General features: G+C 60.5%; 14 protein-coding genes. 12 read left to right on the top strand and 2 right to left on the bottom strand.

Annotated features, from left to right (window positions below):
* Nucleotides 1-47 precede the first annotated feature (47 nt).
* Both aceF and aceE read right to left on the bottom strand, forming a co-directional pair.
* Nucleotides 48-2,009, bottom strand: coding sequence for a dihydrolipoyllysine-residue acetyltransferase (gene aceF, locus KGB23_RS23645; RefSeq protein ID WP_223432812.1), 1,962 nt, complete (start codon nucleotides 2,007-2,009; stop codon nucleotides 48-50).
* Between the two features lie 11 nt (nucleotides 2,010-2,020).
* Nucleotides 2,021-4,666: a pyruvate dehydrogenase (acetyl-transferring), homodimeric type gene (gene aceE / locus KGB23_RS23650; protein ID WP_223432813.1), complete on the bottom strand. Its 2,646-nt coding sequence runs from the start codon at nucleotides 4,664-4,666 to the stop codon at nucleotides 2,021-2,023.
* A gap of 383 nt (nucleotides 4,667-5,049) precedes the next feature.
* On the opposite strand from aceE, the gene glnE reads away from it, so the two are divergent.
* From glnE to KGB23_RS23710, 12 genes are all read left to right on the top strand, one after another.
* Complete coding sequence (gene glnE, locus KGB23_RS23655; protein WP_223432814.1) at nucleotides 5,050-7,989, top strand: bifunctional [glutamate--ammonia ligase]-adenylyl-L-tyrosine phosphorylase/[glutamate--ammonia-ligase] adenylyltransferase; 2,940 nt, start codon at nucleotides 5,050-5,052, stop codon at nucleotides 7,987-7,989.
* A 260-nt stretch (nucleotides 7,990-8,249) separates the two neighbouring features.
* Nucleotides 8,250-9,284 (top strand): lipopolysaccharide heptosyltransferase II, encoded by a 1,035-nt coding sequence (waaF, locus tag KGB23_RS23660; RefSeq protein ID WP_129439087.1) that lies wholly within the window; start codon nucleotides 8,250-8,252, stop codon nucleotides 9,282-9,284.
* 1 nt (nucleotide 9,285) lies between these two features.
* Nucleotides 9,286-10,347 (top strand): lipopolysaccharide heptosyltransferase RfaC, encoded by a 1,062-nt coding sequence (gene rfaC / locus KGB23_RS23665; protein WP_150656678.1) that lies wholly within the window; start codon nucleotides 9,286-9,288, stop codon nucleotides 10,345-10,347.
* Nucleotides 10,347-11,468, top strand: a complete 1,122-nt coding sequence (locus tag KGB23_RS23670) for a glycosyltransferase family 4 protein (protein ID WP_223432815.1) — start codon at nucleotides 10,347-10,349, stop codon at nucleotides 11,466-11,468. The genes rfaC and KGB23_RS23670 overlap by 1 nt, the downstream gene beginning before the upstream one ends.
* Nucleotides 11,468-12,274, top strand: coding sequence for a lipopolysaccharide core heptose(I) kinase RfaP (gene rfaP, locus KGB23_RS23675; RefSeq protein WP_223432816.1), 807 nt, complete (start codon nucleotides 11,468-11,470; stop codon nucleotides 12,272-12,274). The genes KGB23_RS23670 and rfaP overlap by 1 nt, the downstream gene beginning before the upstream one ends.
* A complete protein-coding gene (locus KGB23_RS23680) occupies nucleotides 12,274-13,008 on the top strand; it encodes a lipopolysaccharide kinase InaA family protein (RefSeq protein WP_223432817.1) in 735 nt (244 codons plus the stop codon). The genes rfaP and KGB23_RS23680 overlap by 1 nt, the downstream gene beginning before the upstream one ends.
* On the top strand, nucleotides 13,005-13,757 hold the full coding sequence (locus tag KGB23_RS23685) for a lipopolysaccharide kinase InaA family protein (RefSeq protein WP_150656674.1): 753 nt from the start codon (nucleotides 13,005-13,007) through the stop codon (nucleotides 13,755-13,757). Before KGB23_RS23680 ends, KGB23_RS23685 begins: the two co-directional genes overlap by 4 nt.
* Nucleotides 13,757-15,208, top strand: a complete 1,452-nt coding sequence (locus KGB23_RS23690; protein WP_223432818.1) for a lipopolysaccharide kinase InaA family protein — start codon at nucleotides 13,757-13,759, stop codon at nucleotides 15,206-15,208. Before KGB23_RS23685 ends, KGB23_RS23690 begins: the two co-directional genes overlap by 1 nt.
* Before the next feature lie 208 nt (nucleotides 15,209-15,416).
* A complete protein-coding gene (locus KGB23_RS23695; protein ID WP_223432828.1) occupies nucleotides 15,417-15,749 on the top strand; it encodes a YceK/YidQ family lipoprotein in 333 nt (110 codons plus the stop codon).
* A gap of 176 nt (nucleotides 15,750-15,925) precedes the next feature.
* On the top strand, nucleotides 15,926-17,683 hold the full coding sequence (locus KGB23_RS23700) for a carbamoyltransferase (protein WP_223432819.1): 1,758 nt from the start codon (nucleotides 15,926-15,928) through the stop codon (nucleotides 17,681-17,683).
* Entirely contained in the window at nucleotides 17,667-18,797 is a 1,131-nt protein-coding gene (locus KGB23_RS23705) for a glycosyltransferase (protein ID WP_223432820.1), read from the top strand. The genes KGB23_RS23700 and KGB23_RS23705 overlap by 17 nt, the downstream gene beginning before the upstream one ends.
* On the top strand, nucleotides 18,797-19,693 hold the full coding sequence (locus tag KGB23_RS23710) for an antimicrobial resistance protein Mig-14 (RefSeq protein WP_008146244.1): 897 nt from the start codon (nucleotides 18,797-18,799) through the stop codon (nucleotides 19,691-19,693). The genes KGB23_RS23705 and KGB23_RS23710 overlap by 1 nt, the downstream gene beginning before the upstream one ends.
* Nucleotide 19,694: the final 1 nt, after the last annotated feature.

Consider the following 19,694-nt stretch of genomic DNA (forward strand, 5'->3'; position numbering starts at 1 on the left):
AAACGTGGAACGCGATAGGCCCTCCGGTGAAGGAGGGCCCGTCGGTGTTACAGCAGGATGGTGCGGATGTCCGCCAGCAGGTCGCTCAGACGCTTGGTGAAGCGTGCAGCAGCGGCGCCGTTGATCACACGGTGATCGTAGGACAGCGACAGCGGCAGCATCAGTTTCGGCTGGAAGGCTTTGCCGTCCCAGACTGGCTGAATGGTTGCCTTGGAAACACCGAGGATCGCCACTTCCGGCGCGTTGACGATCGGCGTGAAGCCGGTGCCGCCAATGTGGCCGAGGCTGGAAATGGTGAAGCAGGCGCCTTGCATGTCGTCAGCGGTGAGCTTTTTGTCGCGGGCTTTGGCGGCCAGCACAGCGGCCTCGGCTGCCAGTTGCAACAGGCTCTTCTGGTCGACGTTCTTGATGACCGGTACCAGCAGGCCTTCAGGGGTGTCGACGGCGAAGCCGATGTTCACGTACTTCTTGCGGATGATCGCTTTGCCGCTTGGTGCCAGCGAACTGTTGAAGTCCGGCAGTTCCTTGAGCAGGTGCGCGCAGGACTTGAGCAGCAGCGGCAGGATGGTCAGCTTGACGCCAGCCTTCTCTGCAACGGCTTTCTGAGCGATACGGAACGCTTCCAGGTCGGTGATATCAGCCGAATCGAACTGAGTCACGTGTGGAATGTTCAGCCAGCTGCGGTGCAGGCTCGACGCGCCGATTTGCATCAGGCGAGTCATCGGCACTTCTTCGGTTTCACCGAAGCGGCTGAAGTCCACGACCGGAATCGGCGGGATGCCCGCGCCACCGGTTGCGCCTGCAGCAGCGGCCGGTGCTTCCTTGGCCTTCTGCATCATGGCTTTGACGTAAACCTGCACGTCTTCTTTCAGGATGCGACCGTGTGGACCGCTGGCGCCGACGGCGTTCAGCTCGACGCCGAACTCGCGAGCCAGTTGGCGTACAGCCGGGCCGGCGTGAACCTTGGCGCCAGGCTTGGCTGGAGCTGCAACCGGGGCAGCAGCAGGTGCGGCTGCGGCAGGTGCAGCAGCGGCTGGCGCTGGAGCACTCGGTGCAGCAGCGGCCGGAGCCGGGGCAGCAGCAGGCGCAGCGCCTTTGACTTTCAGCTTCAGGATCAGGTCGCCGGTACCGACTTCGTCATCCAGCTTGATGGAAACGCTTTCCACCACGCCAGCGGCAGGCGATGGAATTTCCATGCTCGCCTTGTCGGATTCCAGAGTGATCAGCGACTGATCGGCTTCAACGGTATCGCCGGCCTTGACCAGGACTTCGATGATCTTGGCCTTGCCCGAAGAGCCGATGTCCGGGACGTGAATGTCCTGAACGCTGTCGGCAACCGGTGCCGCCGGGGCCGCAGCGGCTGGCGCTGGAGCAGCGGCAGCAGGTGCAGCTGCCTGAGCTGGCGCGGCCGCAGCCGGTGCCGCAGCACCTGCCACTTTCAGGGCCAGAATCAGGTCGCCAGTGCCGACTTCGTCGTTGAGCTTGACGCTGATGCTTTCGACCACGCCAGCGGCGGGCGAAGGGATTTCCATGCTGGCCTTGTCGGACTCCAGGGTGATCAGCGACTGATCAGCCGCGACGGTGTCGCCGACCTTGACCTGGATCTCGATGATCTGGGCCTTGCCCGACGAGCCGATGTCCGGCACGTGCACTTGCAGGGTGGTTGCAGCAGCAGGCGCGGCAGCTGGCGCTGGAGCCGCTGCAGGAGCAGCAGCCGGTTTCGCTTCAGCTTTGGCAGCCGGCGCAGCGGCAGCCGCAGGGGCCGGCGCAGCGGCACCTTCGACTTCCAGCTCCAGCAGTTCGTCGCCTTCTTTCAGGCGATCGCCCAGCTTCACTTTCAGGCTTTTGACGATGCCGGCCTTGGGCGCAGGGATTTCCATGCTCGCCTTGTCCGACTCAAGCGTCAGGATGCTCTGGTCGGCTTCCACGCGGTCGCCGACTTTCACAAATAGTTCGATTACTTCACCTTCACCGCTGCCGATGTCAGGTACGCGAATGAGTTCGCTCACAGAGTGTCTCCTCAGCAGTCCAGTGGGTTGCGTTTTTCCGGGTTGATCCCGAACTTGGCGATGGCTTCAGCCACCACTTTAGGTTCGATATCACCACGGTCAGCCAAGGCTTCCAGGGCTGCCAACACCACGAAATGACGGTCGACTTCGAAGAAGTGACGCAGCTTCTTGCGGCTGTCACTGCGGCCGAAACCGTCGGTGCCCAGGACTTTGAATTCCTTGGACGGGACCCACTGACGAATTTGCTCAGCGAACAGCTTCATGTAGTCGGTAGACGCGATGACCGGACCTTGACGGCCGTTCAGGCACTCTTCGACATAGCTCAGTTTAGGCTTCTGACCCGGGTGCAGACGGTTGCTGCGCTCTACGGCCAGGCCGTCGCGACGCAGTTCGTTGAAGCTGGTAACGCTCCACACGTCAGCGCCGACGTTGAACTGTTCACGCAGGATTTTCGCCGCTTCACGGACTTCACGCAGGATGGTGCCGGAGCCCATCAGCTGAACGTGGTGCGCCGCTTCGCGGGTGTCTTCCTCGAGCAGGTACATGCCCTTGATGATGCCTTCCTCGACACCAGCCGGCATGGCTGGCTGCTGGTAGGACTCGTTCATCACGGTGATGTAGTAGAAAACGTCCTGCTGCTCTTCGGTCATCTTCTTCATGCCGTCCTGGATGATCACCGCCAGCTCGTAGCCGTAGGTTGGATCAAAGGTGCGGCAGTTCGGGATGGTGGCAGCCAGGATGTGGCTGTGACCGTCTTCGTGTTGCAGGCCTTCGCCGTTCAGTGTGGTCCGGCCGGCGGTGCCGCCGATCAGGAAGCCACGGGTGCGGCTGTCGCCAGCGGCCCAGGCGAGGTCGCCGATACGCTGGAAGCCGAACATCGAGTAGAAGATGTAGAACGGCAGCATTGGCTGGTTGTGGCTGGAGTACGAAGTACCGGCAGCGATGAAGGAGCTCATGGCGCCCGCTTCGTTGATACCTTCTTCGAGGATCTGGCCCTTCTTGTCTTCTTTGTAGAACATCACCTGGTCTTTATCGACTGGCTCGTAGAGCTGGCCGACGGACGAGTAGATGCCCAACTGACGGAACATGCCTTCCATACCGAAGGTACGGGCTTCGTCCGGGATGATCGGAACGATGCGCGAACCGATTTCCTTGTCCTTGACCAGCTGCGCGAGGATCCGCACGAAGGCCATGGTGGTGGAAATCTCACGGTCGCCCGAGCCGTCCAGGATTGCCTTGAGGGTATCCAGCGACGGCGTCGGGATGTCGAAGCTTTTGGCGCGGCGCTGTGGCACGAAACCGCCCAGTGCAGTGCGGCGCTCGCTCAGGTAACGGGCTTCGGCGCTGTTTGGTTCCGGTTTGAAGAACGGCAGGTTTTCCAGTTCTTCGTCTTTGACCGGAATGTCGAAGCGATCACGGAACAACTTCAGGCTGTCGACATCGACTTTCTTGGTGTTGTGCGCAGTGTTTTTCGCTTCGCCGGCACCGGTGCCATAACCTTTGATGGTTTTGGCCAGGATGACGGTTGGTTGTTCTTTGTGGTTGACCGCTTCGTGGTACGCCGCGTAGACCTTGTACGGGTCGTGACCGCCACGGTTGAGTTTCCAGATCTCGTCGTCGGACAAGTCTTCAACCATCGCCTTGAGTTCTGGCGTGTTGAAGAAGTGTTCACGCACGAATGCGCCGTCTTTGGCTTTGTAGTTCTGGTACTCGCCGTCGATGACTTCGTCCATGCGACGTTGCAGGATACCGTCGACGTCTTTGGCCAGCAGTGGGTCCCAGAAACGGCCCCAGATGACTTTGGTCACGTTCCACTGAGCACCGCGGAACACGCCTTCAAGTTCCTGGATGATCTTGCCGTTGCCGCGAACCGGGCCATCAAGGCGCTGCAGGTTGCAGTTGATAACGAAGATCAGGTTGTCGAGCTTCTCGCGGCCAGCCAGCGAGATCGCGCCCAGGGATTCTGGTTCGTCACACTCGCCATCACCCAGGAAGCACCAGACTTTTTGCTTGCCTTCAGGGATGAAACCACGGGCTTCCAGGTACTTCATGAAGCGTGCCTGGTAGATCGCCTGGATCGGGCCCAGACCCATGGATACGGTCGGGAACTGCCAGAAATCAGGCATCAGCCATGGGTGCGGGTAGGACGACAGGCCCTGACCGTCCACTTCCTGGCGGAAGTTGTTCATCTGGTCTTCGGTGATGCGGCCTTCCATGAACGCACGGGCGTAAACGCCTGGCGAGGTGTGACCCTGGAAGTAGATCAGGTCGCCGCCGTGTTCGTCGGTCGGGGCCTGGAAGAAATAGTTGAAGCCGATGTCGTACAGGGTTGCGCTGGAGGCGAAGCTGGAGATGTGACCGCCCAGGTCAGAATCTTTCAGGTTCGTACGCATCACCATGGCCATCGCGTTCCAGCGTACCAACGAGCGAATGCGGCGTTCCATGAACAGGTCGCCAGGCATGCGTGCTTCGTGGGTAACGGGGATCGTGTTGCGGTATGGCGTGGTGATGGCGTAAGGCAATTGCGAACCGCTACGGGTTGCGAGTTCGCCCATACGGGTCATCAGATAGTGAGCGCGGTCTTCGCCTTCTTTGTCGAGAACCGATTCCAGGGCGTCCAACCATTCCTGGGTTTCGACGGGATCGAGGTCTTGCATGGCTTGCTCCAGGGCGGAAAGGCTTCCAGAATCGGTTGCCTGAGTTTGCGACTGGCCTTGTGGGCAGACGATATAAATTCTTGGATTGCCGAGAGGTTGTTCCGGCGGCGTGTAGTTTTACTACAAATCATCGGGCATTTCAGCCTTTCGAATGTATATACGAGTAGTAAAACTACAGATGAGCGGCTTGTGGCCTCCAGCTGCGTTGTGAGAATAATCGTTAAGGTTGGTCTTTTGCCAACCAGAAAAGGTGAAAGCTTGATGCTGTCTGCCAAAAATAAAGAAATTTCAGCTATTTCTAACCTTTGTTCGACAGTGGATCAGGTAGTGCATTCTCGCGAATCACTACATGCAGCCCTCTACACGCCGATCAAGGATAGACCATGAGCCTCCCTTCGCTTGCCGAACTGCCTGGCATCCTCCTGCCGTTTGTCACCCGCGCCGAGCAGTCGTTCCGTGCGGCCGTCGCGGGGCTTCCCGACGATCATGGTCTGGCCGGCTGGACGCCTGAACGCTGGGCGCAATTCGCCCGCGTCACCGCTGCCAGCGACTTCGTGATTGAACAAAGTGTCCGTGATCCACTGATGTTGCTGGAACTGGTGCAGTCCGGTGAGCTGGACCGAAGTTTTGCGCCCGGCGAGCTGTGTGCACAGATTGCGGCAGCGGTGAATGCAGCGGAAACCGACGATGGACTCGGTCGCGCCCTGCGTCGTCAGCGTACCCGTCATCAAGTGCGGATCATCTGGCGCGACCTGACGCGTCAGTGCGATCTGATCCAGACCTGCCGCGACCTCTCGGACATGGCCGATGCGAGCATCGATCAGGCCTATCAGTGGTTGTACTCGCGGCATTGTCAGCAGTTCGGCGTGCCGACTGGCCGGCGCAGTGGCGAGCCGCAGCAGATGGTCATTCTCGGCATGGGCAAGCTCGGCGCGGTGGAACTCAATCTGTCGTCGGACATCGACCTGATCTTCGCCTATCCCGAGGGCGGCGAAACCGTCGGGGTCAAACGCTCGCTGGATAACCAGGAATTTTTCATTCGTCTCGGCCAGCGCCTGATCAAGGCGTTGGACCCGATGACCGTCGATGGTTTCGTGTTCCGCGTCGACATGCGTTTGCGGCCTTACGGTTCGGCCGGCGCACTGGTGCTGAGCTTCAACGCGCTGGAGCAGTATTACCAGGACCAGGGCCGTGACTGGGAGCGCTACGCGATGATCAAGTCGCGGGTGGTGGCCGGCGATCAGGTGGCCGGTGCGCAATTGCAAGACATGCTGCGGCCGTTCGTTTACCGGCGTTACCTCGACTTCTCGGCGATCGAAGCGCTGCGCACCATGAAGCAGCTGATTCAGCAGGAAGTCCGGCGCAAGGGCATGGCCGACAACATCAAACTCGGCTCCGGTGGCATTCGTGAAGTCGAATTTATCGCCCAGGCGTTCCAACTGATCCACGGCGGCCGCGACCTCAGCTTGCAGCAACGTCCTCTATTAAAAGTACTGAGCACGCTGGAAGGTCAGGGTTACCTGCCGCCGGCGGTGATCAGCGAACTGCGCGAAGGCTACGAATTCCTGCGTTACACCGAGCACGCGATCCAGGCGATCGCCGACCGCCAGACTCAGATGCTGCCGGACGGCGCTCAGGATCAGGCGCGCATTGCCTTTATGTTGGGCTTCGACGATTGGACCGCTTTCCACGAACAGCTTATGTATTGGCGCGGTCGCGTGGCGTGGCACTTCGGTCAGGTGATTGCCGACCCCGACGAAGAGGAAGGTACCGAAAGCGAAGTGGTGGTCGGCGGTGAATGGCTGCCGTTGTGGGAAGAGGCTCAGGATGAAGAGGCCGCTTGCCGTCAGTTGGAAGAGGGCGGCTTCGTCGATGCCACCAAGGCTTTGAAAGCCTTGGCTGGCTTGCGCAGCAGTCCGCAATTACGCGCGATGCAGCGCTTGGGTCGTGAGCGCCTCGATGCCTTTATTCCGCGATTGCTGGCTCAGGCCGTGGAGCACGCCAATCCGGATCTGGTGCTGGAAAGGGTTTTGCCGCTGGTGGAAGCCGTGGCTCGACGTTCCGCGTATCTGGTGTTGCTGACCGAGAATCCCGGCGCGCTGCGACGTTTGTTGACCTTGTGCGCCGCGAGTCCGTGGATCGCCGAACAGATCACCCGCTTCCCGCTGCTGCTCGACGAGTTGCTCAACGAAGGTCGGCTGTTCAAACCGCCGCTGGCGCCGGAACTGGCCGCCGAGTTGCGCGAGCGTTTGACGCGGATTCCCGAGGACGACCTCGAACAGCAAATGGAAGCCCTGCGACATTTCAAACTGGCGCACCGCTTACGGGTCGCCGCTTCGGAAATCGCTGGCAGCCTGCCGTTGATGAAGGTCAGTGATTACCTGACCTGGCTCGCCGAAGCGATCCTCGAACAAGTGCTGGCCCTGGCCTGGCGCCAGACCGTGACCAAATACGGCACGCCGCAGCGCACCGACGGCACCTTGTGCGATCCCGGCTTCATCATTGTCGGTTACGGGAAAGTCGGCGGTCTGGAACTGGGGCATGGTTCGGACCTGGACCTGGTGTTTATCCACGACGGCGACCCGCAGGCAGAAACCGACGGGCCGAAGCCTATCGACGGCGCGCAATTTTTCACCCGGCTGGGGCAGCGAATCATTCACTTGCTCACAGCCCAGACCAACTCCGGTCAACTGTATGAAGTGGACATGCGTCTGCGGCCGTCCGGTGCGTCGGGGTTGTTGGTGAGTTCGCTCGGAGCGTTTGCCCGGTACCAGGAAAATGAAGCCTGGACCTGGGAACATCAGGCGCTGGTGCGGGCGCGGGTGCTGGTGGGCAGTCCGGATGTAGGCCAGGCGTTCGAGAAAGTGCGCGCGGCGGTATTGGGCAAGCCACGGGACCTTGCAACCTTGCGCCAGGAGGTCAGCGAGATGCGCGCCAAAATGCGTGACAACCTTGGCAGCAAGAGTACGGCGGCGGGCACCGGGGCAAATGCCTTCGAGGCCACGGCGCCATTCGATCTCAAGCAGGACGCCGGAGGTATCGTCGATATTGAATTTATGGTGCAATACGCGGCCCTGGCATGGTCCGAATCGCACCCGCCATTGCTGCGCTGGACTGACAATATCCGCATTCTGGAAGGGTTGGAGGAGGAAGGGCTGATGCCCGCCGAAGACGCCAGCCTGTTGCGCGAGGCCTATAAAGCCTACCGTTCAGCCGCTCACCGGCAGGCCTTGCAGAAGGACGCCGGGGTGATACCAGGCGACCAGTTCGTGGACGAACGGCGGCAGGTAGTGCGGATCTGGCGCGAGCTGGGGCTAAGCTGAAACGTGCCAGTTGGAACGACAAGATTCAAATGTGGGAGCGGGCTTGCTCGCGAAAGCGGAGTGTCAGTCGACATCTTTATCGGATGTGATGACCCCTTCGCGAGCAAGCCCGCTCCCACAGTTGATCTGCGGTGTTTTATAGAAAATTGATCCGGCGGGCCTGTGCAGGCTCGTCCAAATGACCTGACAGCCAAGGCTGCAGGTGCTGGATTCTCGAGGCGGGGAGGCGTATGCCTCCCCGGCTCGTTTATGGAAACCACATGAAAATTCTGATCGTTGGGCCCAGTTGGGTCGGTGACATGGTGATGGCGCAGACACTGTTTCAGTGTCTCAAGCAGCGCCACCCGCAATGCGAAATCGACGTGCTGGCCCCCGAGTGGAGCCGGCCGATTCTTGAGCGCATGCCCGAAGTACGCCAGGCCTTGAGCTTTCCGCTCGGTCACGGTGCCTTGGAGCTGGCGACGCGTCGGCGCATCGGCAAATCCCTGGCCGGCCAGTACGACCAGGCGATCCTGCTGCCCAATTCCCTGAAGTCGGCATTGGTGCCGTTCTTCGCCGGCATCCCGAAGCGCACCGGCTGGCGTGGCGAGTTCCGCTACGGCCTGCTCAATGACGTGCGCACGCTGGATAAAGAACGTTACCCGTTGATGATCGAGCGCTTCATGGCCCTGGCTTACGAGCCGGGTGCCGAACTGCCGACACCTTATCCACGGCCGAGCCTGCAGATTGACCCGGTCACTCGCGAAGCGGCAATGGCCAAGTTCGGCCTGGCCCTCGACCGCCCGGTATTGGCGCTGTGCCCCGGTGCCGAGTTCGGCGAGTCCAAGCGCTGGCCGTCCGAGCACTATGCCAAGGTTGCCGAAGCGAAGATCCGCGAAGGCTGGCAAGTCTGGCTGTTCGGTTCGAAAAACGATCACGCCGTCGGCGAAGACATCCGCTCGCGGCTGATTCCCGGTCTGCGTGAAGAGTCGGTGAACCTCAGCGGCGGCACCTCCCTGGCCGAAGCCATCGACCTGATGTCCTGCGCCGACGCGGTGGTGTCCAACGACTCCGGCCTGATGCATGTCGCCGCTGCGCTGAATCGCCCCTTGGTGGCGGTCTACGGCTCGACATCGCCGGGTTTCACGCCGCCACTGGCCGAGCACGTCGAGATCGTGCGCCTGGGCATCGAATGCAGCCCCTGCTTCGATCGCACGTGCCGTTTCGGTCATTACAACTGCCTGCGCCAGCTAATGCCGCAAGCGGTGAACGAAGCCTTGCAGCGTTTGCAGGGCACTGTGGTCGAGGTCAAATAGTTTGCGGGTACTGCTGATCAAGACTTCTTCGCTGGGCGACGTGATTCATGCGTTGCCGGCGTTGACCGACGCGGCACGGGCGATCCCCGGCATCCAGTTCGATTGGGTGGTGGAAGAAGGCTTCGCCGAAATCCCGACCTGGCACCCGGCCGTGGGCAAGGTGATTCCGGTAGCGATCCGTCGCTGGCGCAAAAACATCTGGCAGACCATCAAGAGTGGCGAGTGGAAGCGCTTCAAGCAAAGCGTTCGCGCCAACAAATATGATTTGGTGATCGATGCCCAGGGCCTGCTGAAAAGTGCCTTGCTGACCCGATACGCCAAAGCCCCGGTGGCCGGGCTGGATAAAAACTCGGCCCGTGAGCCGATTGCCGCACGGTTCTACTCCCGGCGTCTGGCCGTGGCCCGTGGTCAACATGCGGTGGAGCGAGTGCGTCAGCTGTTCGCCGTGGCCCTGGGTTACGACCTGCCCAAAGGCTTGGGCGATTACGGCCTGAACGTCGAGCGACTGGTGGAATTGCCGCGCAAGAATCCTTACGTGGTGTTCCTGCACGGCACCACGTGGGACACCAAGCACTGGCCTGAAGCCTACTGGCGCGAGTTGGCCGAGCGCGTCGGCTATCTCGGTGTCGCGGTAAAGCTGCCGTGGGGTAATCCGATCGAGAAAGCCCGGGCCGAGCGCATCGCCAAAGACATGAGGCACGTCGAAGTGCTGCCCAAGCTGAATCTGGCGGGTGTCGGCAAAGTGCTGGCCGGCGCGCAAGCCTGCGTGGCGGTGGACACCGGTCTCGGTCACCTCGCCGCTGCGCTGGACGTGCCGACGCTGTCGCTGTTCGGCCCGACCAACCCGGGCCTGACCGGTGCCTACGGTAAATCGCAGATTCACATCGCCAGCGATTTCCCCTGTGCGCCGTGCATGCAAAAGAAATGTACGTATCAACCGACGGCCGAAGATGCCCGTCAGTTTGACCTTAAACGCGAGTGGCCCCTGTGCTTCACGCGTCTGAATCCCGAGCGTGTCGCGACCCGACTGAGCACGTTGTTACTGGCTGAGGAGCTGCGCTGATGCAATTGGCATTCGTCTTGTACAAGTACTTTCCATTTGGGGGCTTGCAGCGCGATTTCATGCGCATCGCCCTGGAATGTCAGCAGCGCGGCCATCAGATTCGGGTCTACACGCTGATCTGGGAGGGCGACATTCCGCCGGGCTTCGAAGTATTGGTGGCACCGGTCAAAGCGTTCTTCAACCATCGACGCAACGAGAAACTCAGCGAATGGATGGAGGCGGATCTGGCCAAGCGTCCGGTGGACCGTTTGATCGGCTTCAACAAAATGCCGGGTCTGGACGTCTACTACGCCGCCGACGGCTGCTTCGAAGACAAGGCGCAGAACCTGCGTAACTCGCTGTACCGTCGTTGGGGCCGCTACCGGCACTTCGCCGAGTACGAGCGCGCCGTGTTCGCCAAGGATGCCAAGACCGAAGTGCTGATGATTTCCGAAGTCCAGCAGCCGCTATTCATCAAGCATTACGACACGCCGCTTGAGCGCTTCCATTTGCTGCCGCCGGGTATCTCTCAGGACCGTCGCGCGCCGGCCAATGCCGCCGAGATCCGTGCCGAGTTTCGTCGCGAATTCAACCTGAAAGACGATGATCTGCTGCTGGTGCAAATCGGCTCCGGGTTCAAGACCAAGGGCGTGGATCGCAGCCTCAAGGCGCTGGCCGCATTGCCCGCCGATCTGAAGAAACGCACCCGGCTGTTTGTAATTGGCCAGGATGACCCCAAATTATTCCAGATGCAGAGCGCCACACTGGGGCTCGGCGATAACGTGACGTTCCTCAAGGGCCGCAGCGACATCCCGCGTTTTCTGCTTGGCGCCGACCTGTTGATTCACCCGGCGTATAACGAAAACACCGGGACCGTGTTGCTCGAAGCCCTGGTGGCCGGGTTGCCGGTGCTGGTGAGTGCGGTGTGTGGTTACGCCCATTACATCGCCGAGGCCGACGCCGGTCTGGTGCTGGACGAGCCTTTCGATCAGGCGCAACTGACCCAGTACTTGACCGGAATGTTGAACGACGCTCAAGCACGGGCGGCCTGGAGCCGCAACGGTCTGGCCTTCGCCGAGACGGCCGACCTCTACAGCATGCCGCAGCACGCGGCCGATGTGATTCTGGCGGAGCACGCTTAATGAAGTTGATGCTGGCTGAACCGTTCAAGAGCCTCTGGGCCGGACGCGACCCGTTCGCCGAAGTCGAGGGCCTCCAGGGCGAGGTATACCGCGAACTTGAAGCGCGCCGGACCCTGCGTACCGAAGTCAATGGCAATGGCTTTTTCGTGAAAATCCACCGTGGCATTGGCTGGGGCGAGATCTTCAAGAACCTGCTCACCGCCAAGCTGCCGGTGCTCGGTGCGGGCCAGGAGTGGAAGGCCATCCAGCGCCTGCAAGCAGTCGGCGTGCCGACCATGACCGCCGTGGCTTATGGCGAGAAGGGCAGCAACCCGGCGGACCAGCATTCGTTCATCGTCACCGAAGAGCTGGCGCCCACTGTCAGCCTCGAAGACTTCAGCATTGACTGGGTCAAGCACCCGCCCGAGCCAAAGCTCAAGCGCGCGCTGATCGCCGAAGTCGCGCGCATGACCGGCATGATGCACCGCGCCGGGGTCAACCATCGCGACTGCTACATCTGCCACTTTCTGCTGCACACCGACAAGCCGGTGACGGCCGACGATTTCAGGCTGTCGGTGATCGACCTGCACCGCGCCCAGACCCGTCCGACGATTACCCAACGCTGGCGCAACAAGGATCTGGCGGCGCTGTACTTTTCGGCCCTGGACATTGGCTTGACCCGTCGCGACAAATTGCGCTTCCTCAAGGGTTATTTTCAGCAGCCCCTGCGCCAGATTCTGGGTGATGAAGCCGGGTTGCTCGCCTGGCTCGAAGGCAAGGCCAACAAACTTTACGACCGTAAACAGCGATACGGGGATGCGCTCTGATGGCGGGTTGGAAACTGGAATCTGCGTACAGCGATCTGGCAGAAGATTTCGGCAGTCTTGAAGCTGTGTTTGCGCTTCAGGGCGAACGCTTGACGCGCGACCTGTTGTCCGAGGTCATTCGCGTCCAGCGCAATGGCGTCAACTATTACGTCAAACGCTACGTGGGTGCCGGCAAAGGTCTGCGCCGTTACCTGGGTAAACCCCGGGTGAAGGCCGAGTGGCAGAACCTCAAGCGCTTCGCCAAGTGGGGCATTCCTACCGCCGAAGTGGTGGCCTGGGGTCTGGAACGGCGCGGTGCGGCGTACGATCGCGGGGCAATGATCACCCGTGAGCTGCCGCATACCGAAGACTTGTCGGCCCTGGCCGAACGGCATGATCCGAAACTGGCGGACCGCGCCTGGGTCGACAACGTCAGCCGGCAGCTGGCGGGTTATACCCGGACCATGCACGAACACCGCTTCACCCATAACGATTTGAAGTGGCGCAACCTGCTGATCGACGATGAGCCCCGGCTTTTTTTGATCGACTGCCCCAATGGCGATTTCTGGCGCGGCTTTTGGCTCAAGTACCGGATCACCAAGGATCTGGCGTGCCTGGACAAAGTCGCCAAGTATCACTTGTCGGCTACCCAGCGCCTGCGCTTTTACCTGCAATACCGCCAGTGTGATCGGCTGAATGCCGCCGACAAAAAGCGGATCCGGCACGTGGTGAGATTTTTCGAGGGACGCGAATGACTGATTTCCTGGCGGCTGAAGACCGTGCGCTGCTTGAGCGTCACGGCCTCGGTACCTTTGACGCACTCTGGGCCAAGCAGCTCGAGGCTGTGGACGAGCCCAACACCGCTCGCGGTGGCTGGAGCAGCGTGTTTCGGCTGGATCTGGAAGGTCATGGCTACTACCTCAAGCGCCAGAGCAACTACCAGATGCGCACCTTGCATGCGCCCTTTGGCGAGCCGAGCTTTGCCCGTGAATTTCGCAATATCAGTCGCTATGAAAAGTTCGGTATTCCGGCGTTGAAAGCGGCTTTTTTCGGTGAGCGCAAGGTCGACGGCGAAGTCCGGGCGATTCTGCTGACCCGTGCCCTGGACGGTTGGGATGACCTGGATTCGCTGTTGCAGCGCTGGTCGGACCTGAGTTCGGCGCAGCATTCGGCGATTCTGCAGGCCTGTGGGCAACTGGCTCGGCGCCTGCACGGCGCGCGTCAGGTTCACGGTTGCTTCTACCCCAAGCACATTTTTCTCCAAGCCACCGGCGACGGTTACCTGGCCCAACTGATCGACCTGGAAAAGACCCGGCCGTTGCTGTTTGGTTTGCGTGATCGGGCCAAAGACCTGGAGCCGTTGCTGCGTCGGGCGCCTGAGTGGAGCGAAGCGCAGTTGCGCGAGCTGTTGGCCGCCTATCTGGATCAATCGCAAGACAGTTCGCTGATCGACAGCTGGCTTGCGCGACTCTCCGCGCGGCGCAGTCATAAGGAGACGCGCTGATGCGTTTGTCCGAGCTGAAAAACGCTGGCCGCAGCCCGCGCCTGCCGCTGAACATTCCACTGGCCGATGCCGCCGGCCCTGCCGAGCTGCAGTTGCTGAGTCTGTTGCGGGTGTTGCCGGGGCAGCGTTATGTCGGTGCCGGCGTCTGGCGTGGGCGGCCGGTGCTGGCCAAGTTGTTGGTCGGCAGCAAAGCGGCGCGGCATTTCCAGCGTGAGCTGGACGGCGTGCGATTGCTGGCGGCTCAAGGGTTGACCACGCCGTTGCTGCTGGCTGATGGCTTGAAGGACGGCGAGGGTGGTTGGCTGCTGTTTGATTTCCTTGAAGGCGCTGAAAGCCTTGGGGATGCCTGGAAACAGGTCGAACACCTGCCGATGCTGGCGGATGAGCAATCGGCGGTATTGGCCGATGCGCTGGGTGCAATTGGTCAATTACACCGCAAGGGCCTGTGGCAGGAAGACCTGCACCTGGACAACCTGCTGCGCCAGGGCGGTCGGCTGTATTTGATCGACGGTGCCGGAATCCGCACGGAGACACCGGGCCAACCGCTCTCGCGGCAGAAAGTCCTGGAAAACCTCGGCGTGTTTTTTGCCCAGTTGCCCAAGACGCTGGAGCCCTACGCCGAAGAATTACTGGTGTATTACCTGCTGAGCAACGGCGAGCATGCCTTGCCGATGGAAGCGTTGCAGAAGCAGATCAGCAAGGTGCGCAGCTGGCGACTGAAGGACTTCCTGATCAAGGTCGGCCGCGAATGCACGCTGTTCAGTGTCCAGCGCGGAGCGTTCGGCTTGCGGGCGATTCGCCGCGAGGAAGAGGCGGCGATGCTGCCGGTGCTGGCGCAGGCCGATGCGCTGCTCGATCAGGGGCATCTGTACAAGACCGGCGGTGCTGCGAGCGTCGGCAAGGTCGAGGTGGCTGGTCGTACGCTGGTGATCAAGCGCTACAACATCAAGGGTTTTGCCCACTGGCTCAAACGCTTCTGGCGCCCGAGCCGTGCCTGGCACTCCTGGCGTGAAGGCAATCGCCTGGCGTTTCTCGGCATCGCCACGCCCAAACCGTTGGCGTTACTGGAGAAGCGTTTTCTCGGGTTGCGCAGTCGGGCTTATCTGGTGACCGAGTATTTGCCGGGGCCTGACATCATCGAGCGGTTTGCGCCTTACGTTGAAAATGGTGAGGCACCGGAAGCCGAGTTGCTGGCGCTGGATCATTTGTTTGCCGAGCTGATTGGCGAGCGCATCAGTCACGGGGATTTCAAGGGGCATAACCTGTTCTGGCAGCACGATCGCTGGGCGCTGATTGATCTGGATTCGATGTGTCAGCACGCCTCGCTCAGCAGCTTCGCCCCAGCCTATGCGCGGGATCGGGCGCGGTTCATGCGTAACTGGCCTGAGAGCAGTGCGCTTTATCAGGTCATTGATCAGCGTCTTCCCAAAGATATCTCCAGCGCTGCCTGAATCGCTTTCGCGAGCAAGCCCGCTCCCACATTGGATCGGCGTACACCAGACCACTGTGGGAGCGGGCTTGCTCGCGAAAGGGCCAGAACAGCCACCCGAGATTAAGGGACAGGTTTTTATGAATCGTCCTACATGATCTACAGAGCCCATGAACTGTGCCCTGAATAGCCGCGATGCTAGTTTGCCTGACGTTCACGGAGGGCAGATTTTGACGATAAAAATGACGGTATTACTGAGCACTCTTGCACTGGTTTTATCAGGCTGCGGGACAGCTGTTACGGTGCTGCAGGATGACGAAGACGCGGCTCGTAGCCTTAGACAGCAAAAGACCTACTGTCAGTCCATCCCACGTATCTACAGTGGTCTGGCGTTCGACTTTTGCGTATTAAATGCAGCGCCTGATCCCACGGGTGTTCTTTTGCCGTTCGTATTGGTGGATTTCACCCTGTCGGGTGTTTTCGATACCGTCCTCCTGCCCTATACGGTTTACCGACAAGCTACCGACGGCAATCTCAGTATTTACTGGAGGTCAGGCCGCTGATGAGCAATGCCGCCTGCTTTCGCCCGGGTCATATTTGCGGGGGTAATAAGCGCTGGGTCATTCCCGCCATGTTTACGCTATAATCCCGCCCTTTAGCTGCCTCTCGCCCTTTGCGAGGGCACATTAATCTTTGAGGCGCCTTGCGCCTGCATGCAGACTAAAGAGGCTAGACCCCTGTGGCATTGACGATTCTTGGCCTGTCCGGCGCCCTTAGCCATGATCCTTCCGCAGCGTTGTACATCGACGGCAAGCTGGTCGCGGCGGCTGAGGAAGAGCGCTTTGTGCGCGATAAACATGCAAAGAACCGCATGCCTTACGAGTCGGCGAAGTTCTGCCTCGAGCAGGCCGGCATCAAGCCATCCGACGTTGATGTGGTAGCAATTCCGTTCGCGCCGATCAGCCTGTTCGGCAAGGCTCGCTGGCAGTACGCCAAGCGTTACTGGTATGCCCCGGACCGCGCGCTCGACGCGATCCTGATGGGTAATCGTCGCTACAAGCGCTATCGCAACAAGATTGTCTGGTGCCTCGAGCAATTGGGTTTCGATCCGAAGAAAATCAAGATCGAGCCGGTCGAGCATCACCTGGCCCACGCCTCCAGCGCTTATCACTGCTCCGGTTTCAAAGAGAAAACCGCGATCCTCGGGATCGACGGCAAGGGTGAGTACGCCACGACCTTTTTCGGTTACGGCGAAAACGGCAAGATCCACAAGATCAAGGAATTCTTCGATCCTGACTCCCTCGGCGGCCTGTATGGCGCGATCACCGAGTTTCTCGGTTTCGATATGCTCGACGGTGAGTTCAAGGTCATGGGCATGGCGCCGTACGGCGACGCCAGCAAATACGATTTCTCGCGCCTGGCTTCGTTCGAAAACGGCGAGTTGGTGATCAACACCGACTACGCCAACGTCATCGGCCTGCGTCGTTATAAAGAGAAGGGCAAAGGCTACTACTTCTCGCCGAAGCTGATCGAGTGGCTGGGTCCCAAGCGCGAAGGCGACATCGCCGACGAGCCGTACATCCACTACGCGGCGAGCATTCAAGCGCTGTTCGAAAAGATCTCGCTGCAGATGATCGACTACTACCTGGGCGACGTGCTCAAGGAAACCGGCAAACTGGCCTACGCCGGTGGCTGTGCGTTGAACGTCAAGCTCAACCAGAAAATCATCGCCCGCGATGACGTCAAAGAACTGTTCGTGCAGCCTGCATCCGGCGATGCCGGCACCGCGGTCGGCGCGGCGGCTTATGTGTCCCACGCCCGTGGTGTGCCGGTCGAGAAGATGGAACACGTCTACCTCGGCCCGTCGTACACCAACGAAGACGTCCTCGCTGCATGCGCCCGTCACCCGAGCAAGCCGGTATGGCGCAAGCTTGAGAACATGCCGGAAAACATCGCCAAAATCATGGTCGATGGCAACCCGGTAGCCTGGTTCCAGGGCCGCATGGAGTTCGGTCCGCGCGCCTTGGGCGGTCGTTCGATCATTGGTTGCCCGAGTGCGACTGGCGTGGCTGACCGTATCAACCACCAGATCAAGTTCCGCGAGCGCTGGAGGCCTTTCTGCCCGTCGATGCTCGACACCGTTGCACCGCAGATGATCAAGATCGATCACCCGGCGCCGTTCATGACCTTCACCTTTGAAGTGGCGGAAGAGTGGAAGACCCGCGTGCCGGAAGTCGTCCATGAAGACGGTACGTCCCGGGCCCAGGTACTCAAGCGCGAATACAACCCGCGCTACTACGACATGATGAAGGCGCTGGAGGTGCTGACCGGTAACGGTGTGTCGCTGAACACCTCGCTCAACCGTCGTGGCGAACCGATGATCTGCTCGCCGACGGATGCCTTGAACATGTTCTTCGGTTCCGATCTACAGTATCTGATCATGGAAGACATCCTGGTGGTCAAAGAGGGCGCGGACGCATATGACACGCTCGGCTGAACGCCATGTGCTGCAGTTCTGTCACGGCTATGACGGGCCGTTTCTGGACTGCGCCCGGCAGTACGCCAGCCTGTTCGCGGGGACCGGTTATCGAGTGACCACGGTCTTTCTGACCGGGGCTGCCGATACCGAAGTCGCCGCGGGCTGTGCTTCCGATGAAGTGCTGTTCATGGAATACAGCTCCAAGGCCATTCGTGGCCTGAAGCTGGGCGCCATCAGCGATCTGCGCAAGATCGCCGCCTCGCGCAATTTCAGTTTTTGCATCGCTCACCGTTTCAAACCTATTTATATCGCCTTGCTCGGCACGTCGTTGCCGGTGATTGGCGTGCATCACGCGTTTGACGATTACAAGCGCGGCACACGCAAACTCTTCGCGAATATTTTCCGCAAGCGCCTGAGCCTGCTCGGGGTTTCCGATGCTGTGCGCGACGACATGCGTCATTGCCTGCCGAAGTGGCCGGCGGCGCGGATTCAGACGCTCTATAACCGTATCGATGTGCAGACCTTGCAGGACAGCCAGGTGTCGGTTCGCGAGGCCCGGGAAACCCTCGGCCTGGCGCCGGATGCCTGGGTTGTCGGCAATGTCGGACGGCTGCATCCGGACAAGGATCAGACCACGCTGCTGCACGGTTTTGCTGCGGCGTTGCCGGGTTTGCCGACCAGCAGCCAGTTGGTGATTCTCGGTGCCGGTCGACTGGAACAGGACCTCAAGGCCCTGGCCCGTGAGTTGGGTATCGGCGACCGCGTGCTGTTCCTCGGTCAGGTGCCTGAAGCCCGACGTTATTTCCGTGCCTTCGACGTGTTTGCCCTGAGTTCCGATCACGAACCGTTCGGCATGGTGCTGCTGGAGGCCATGGCTGCCGGTGTGCCGTTGCTTGCCACGGCGTGTGGCGGTGCGAAGGAAGTGGTCGAGGGCGTCGGTATTCTGTTTCCGCTGGGCGATGCCGAACACTTGGCTCAAGGGCTGCAACATCTGGCCGCGATGGACGAGCAGCAACGTCACCAGTGCGCCGAGCTGATGCTCGATCGCTTGCGTGAGCGCTTCTCCGACCGCGCGGTGCGCGATGCTTTCTGGCGTTTGCCGCACGTTACCGAACTGGCGCCGAGGGGCTGATGCTCAACCGATTTCAAGGCTGGCGCGAACGTGGCTGGGCGGTAGTCGACGCCTCGACATATGCTGAGGCCTGGCAACGTTATGGTGGCAGCGTTGCCACTCATCCCATGGTGGTCGAGCGACTGGCGCAGTTGGCCGACATTCCTGTGCGCTACCTGGCCTGGGAGCAAAACGGTGAAGTCAAAGCGGCGATCCCGACCTGGGGGCGCGACCTCGCCTTGTCCAAGGATGTGCTCAAGCGCTGCGGTAAAAAAGGTCTGTTCGATCTCGGTAATGCCGAGTTCATCCTGCCGGCCGCTGCCGATGCGCAAGCGCCGCTGCGTCATCGTGGACGCTACCTGTCGGCACTGAATGAAGGCCGCTTTACCGGCATCAAGTTGCAGGCTGAACAGCTGGCGATGGCCCGCACTCCCGAAGAGCTGTCGAAGAAGTTTCGCTACAACCAGCGCCGTGAATTGCGATTGCTGGAGGAGGCGGGCGGAGTGATCCGGCCGGTCGCGGAGTTTTCCAGCAGTGAACTGGCGGCGATCTATTGCGACCTGTTCCAGCGTCGCTGGGGCTTCCCCGCGACGGGGGCCGAGCGCATGGCTGAGGTCATCGAGTTGCTGCGTGATTTGCTGATCGGCTCGGTGATTTTCCTCAACGATGCGCCAATAGCGATTCAACTGGTCTACCGTGTCGAGACACCGCAGTGGATCAGCGTCGAGTACATCAATGGCGGCGTCGATCCCGAAACCCGCGAATTCAGTCCGGGCAGCGTGCTGAGCTTTCTCAATACGCAAAGCGCCTGGGAGCATGCCCGGGCGTTGGACAAACCGTTGCGCTTTTCTTTCGGTCGCGCCGACCGTGAATACAAGGATCGCTGGTGCAATCCTGTGCCGGTGTTCACCGTATGAG

Origin of the sequence: Pseudomonas sp. GL-B-26 (assembly GCF_019947405.1) — a bacterium.
GTDB lineage: Bacteria > Pseudomonadota > Gammaproteobacteria > Pseudomonadales > Pseudomonadaceae > Aquipseudomonas.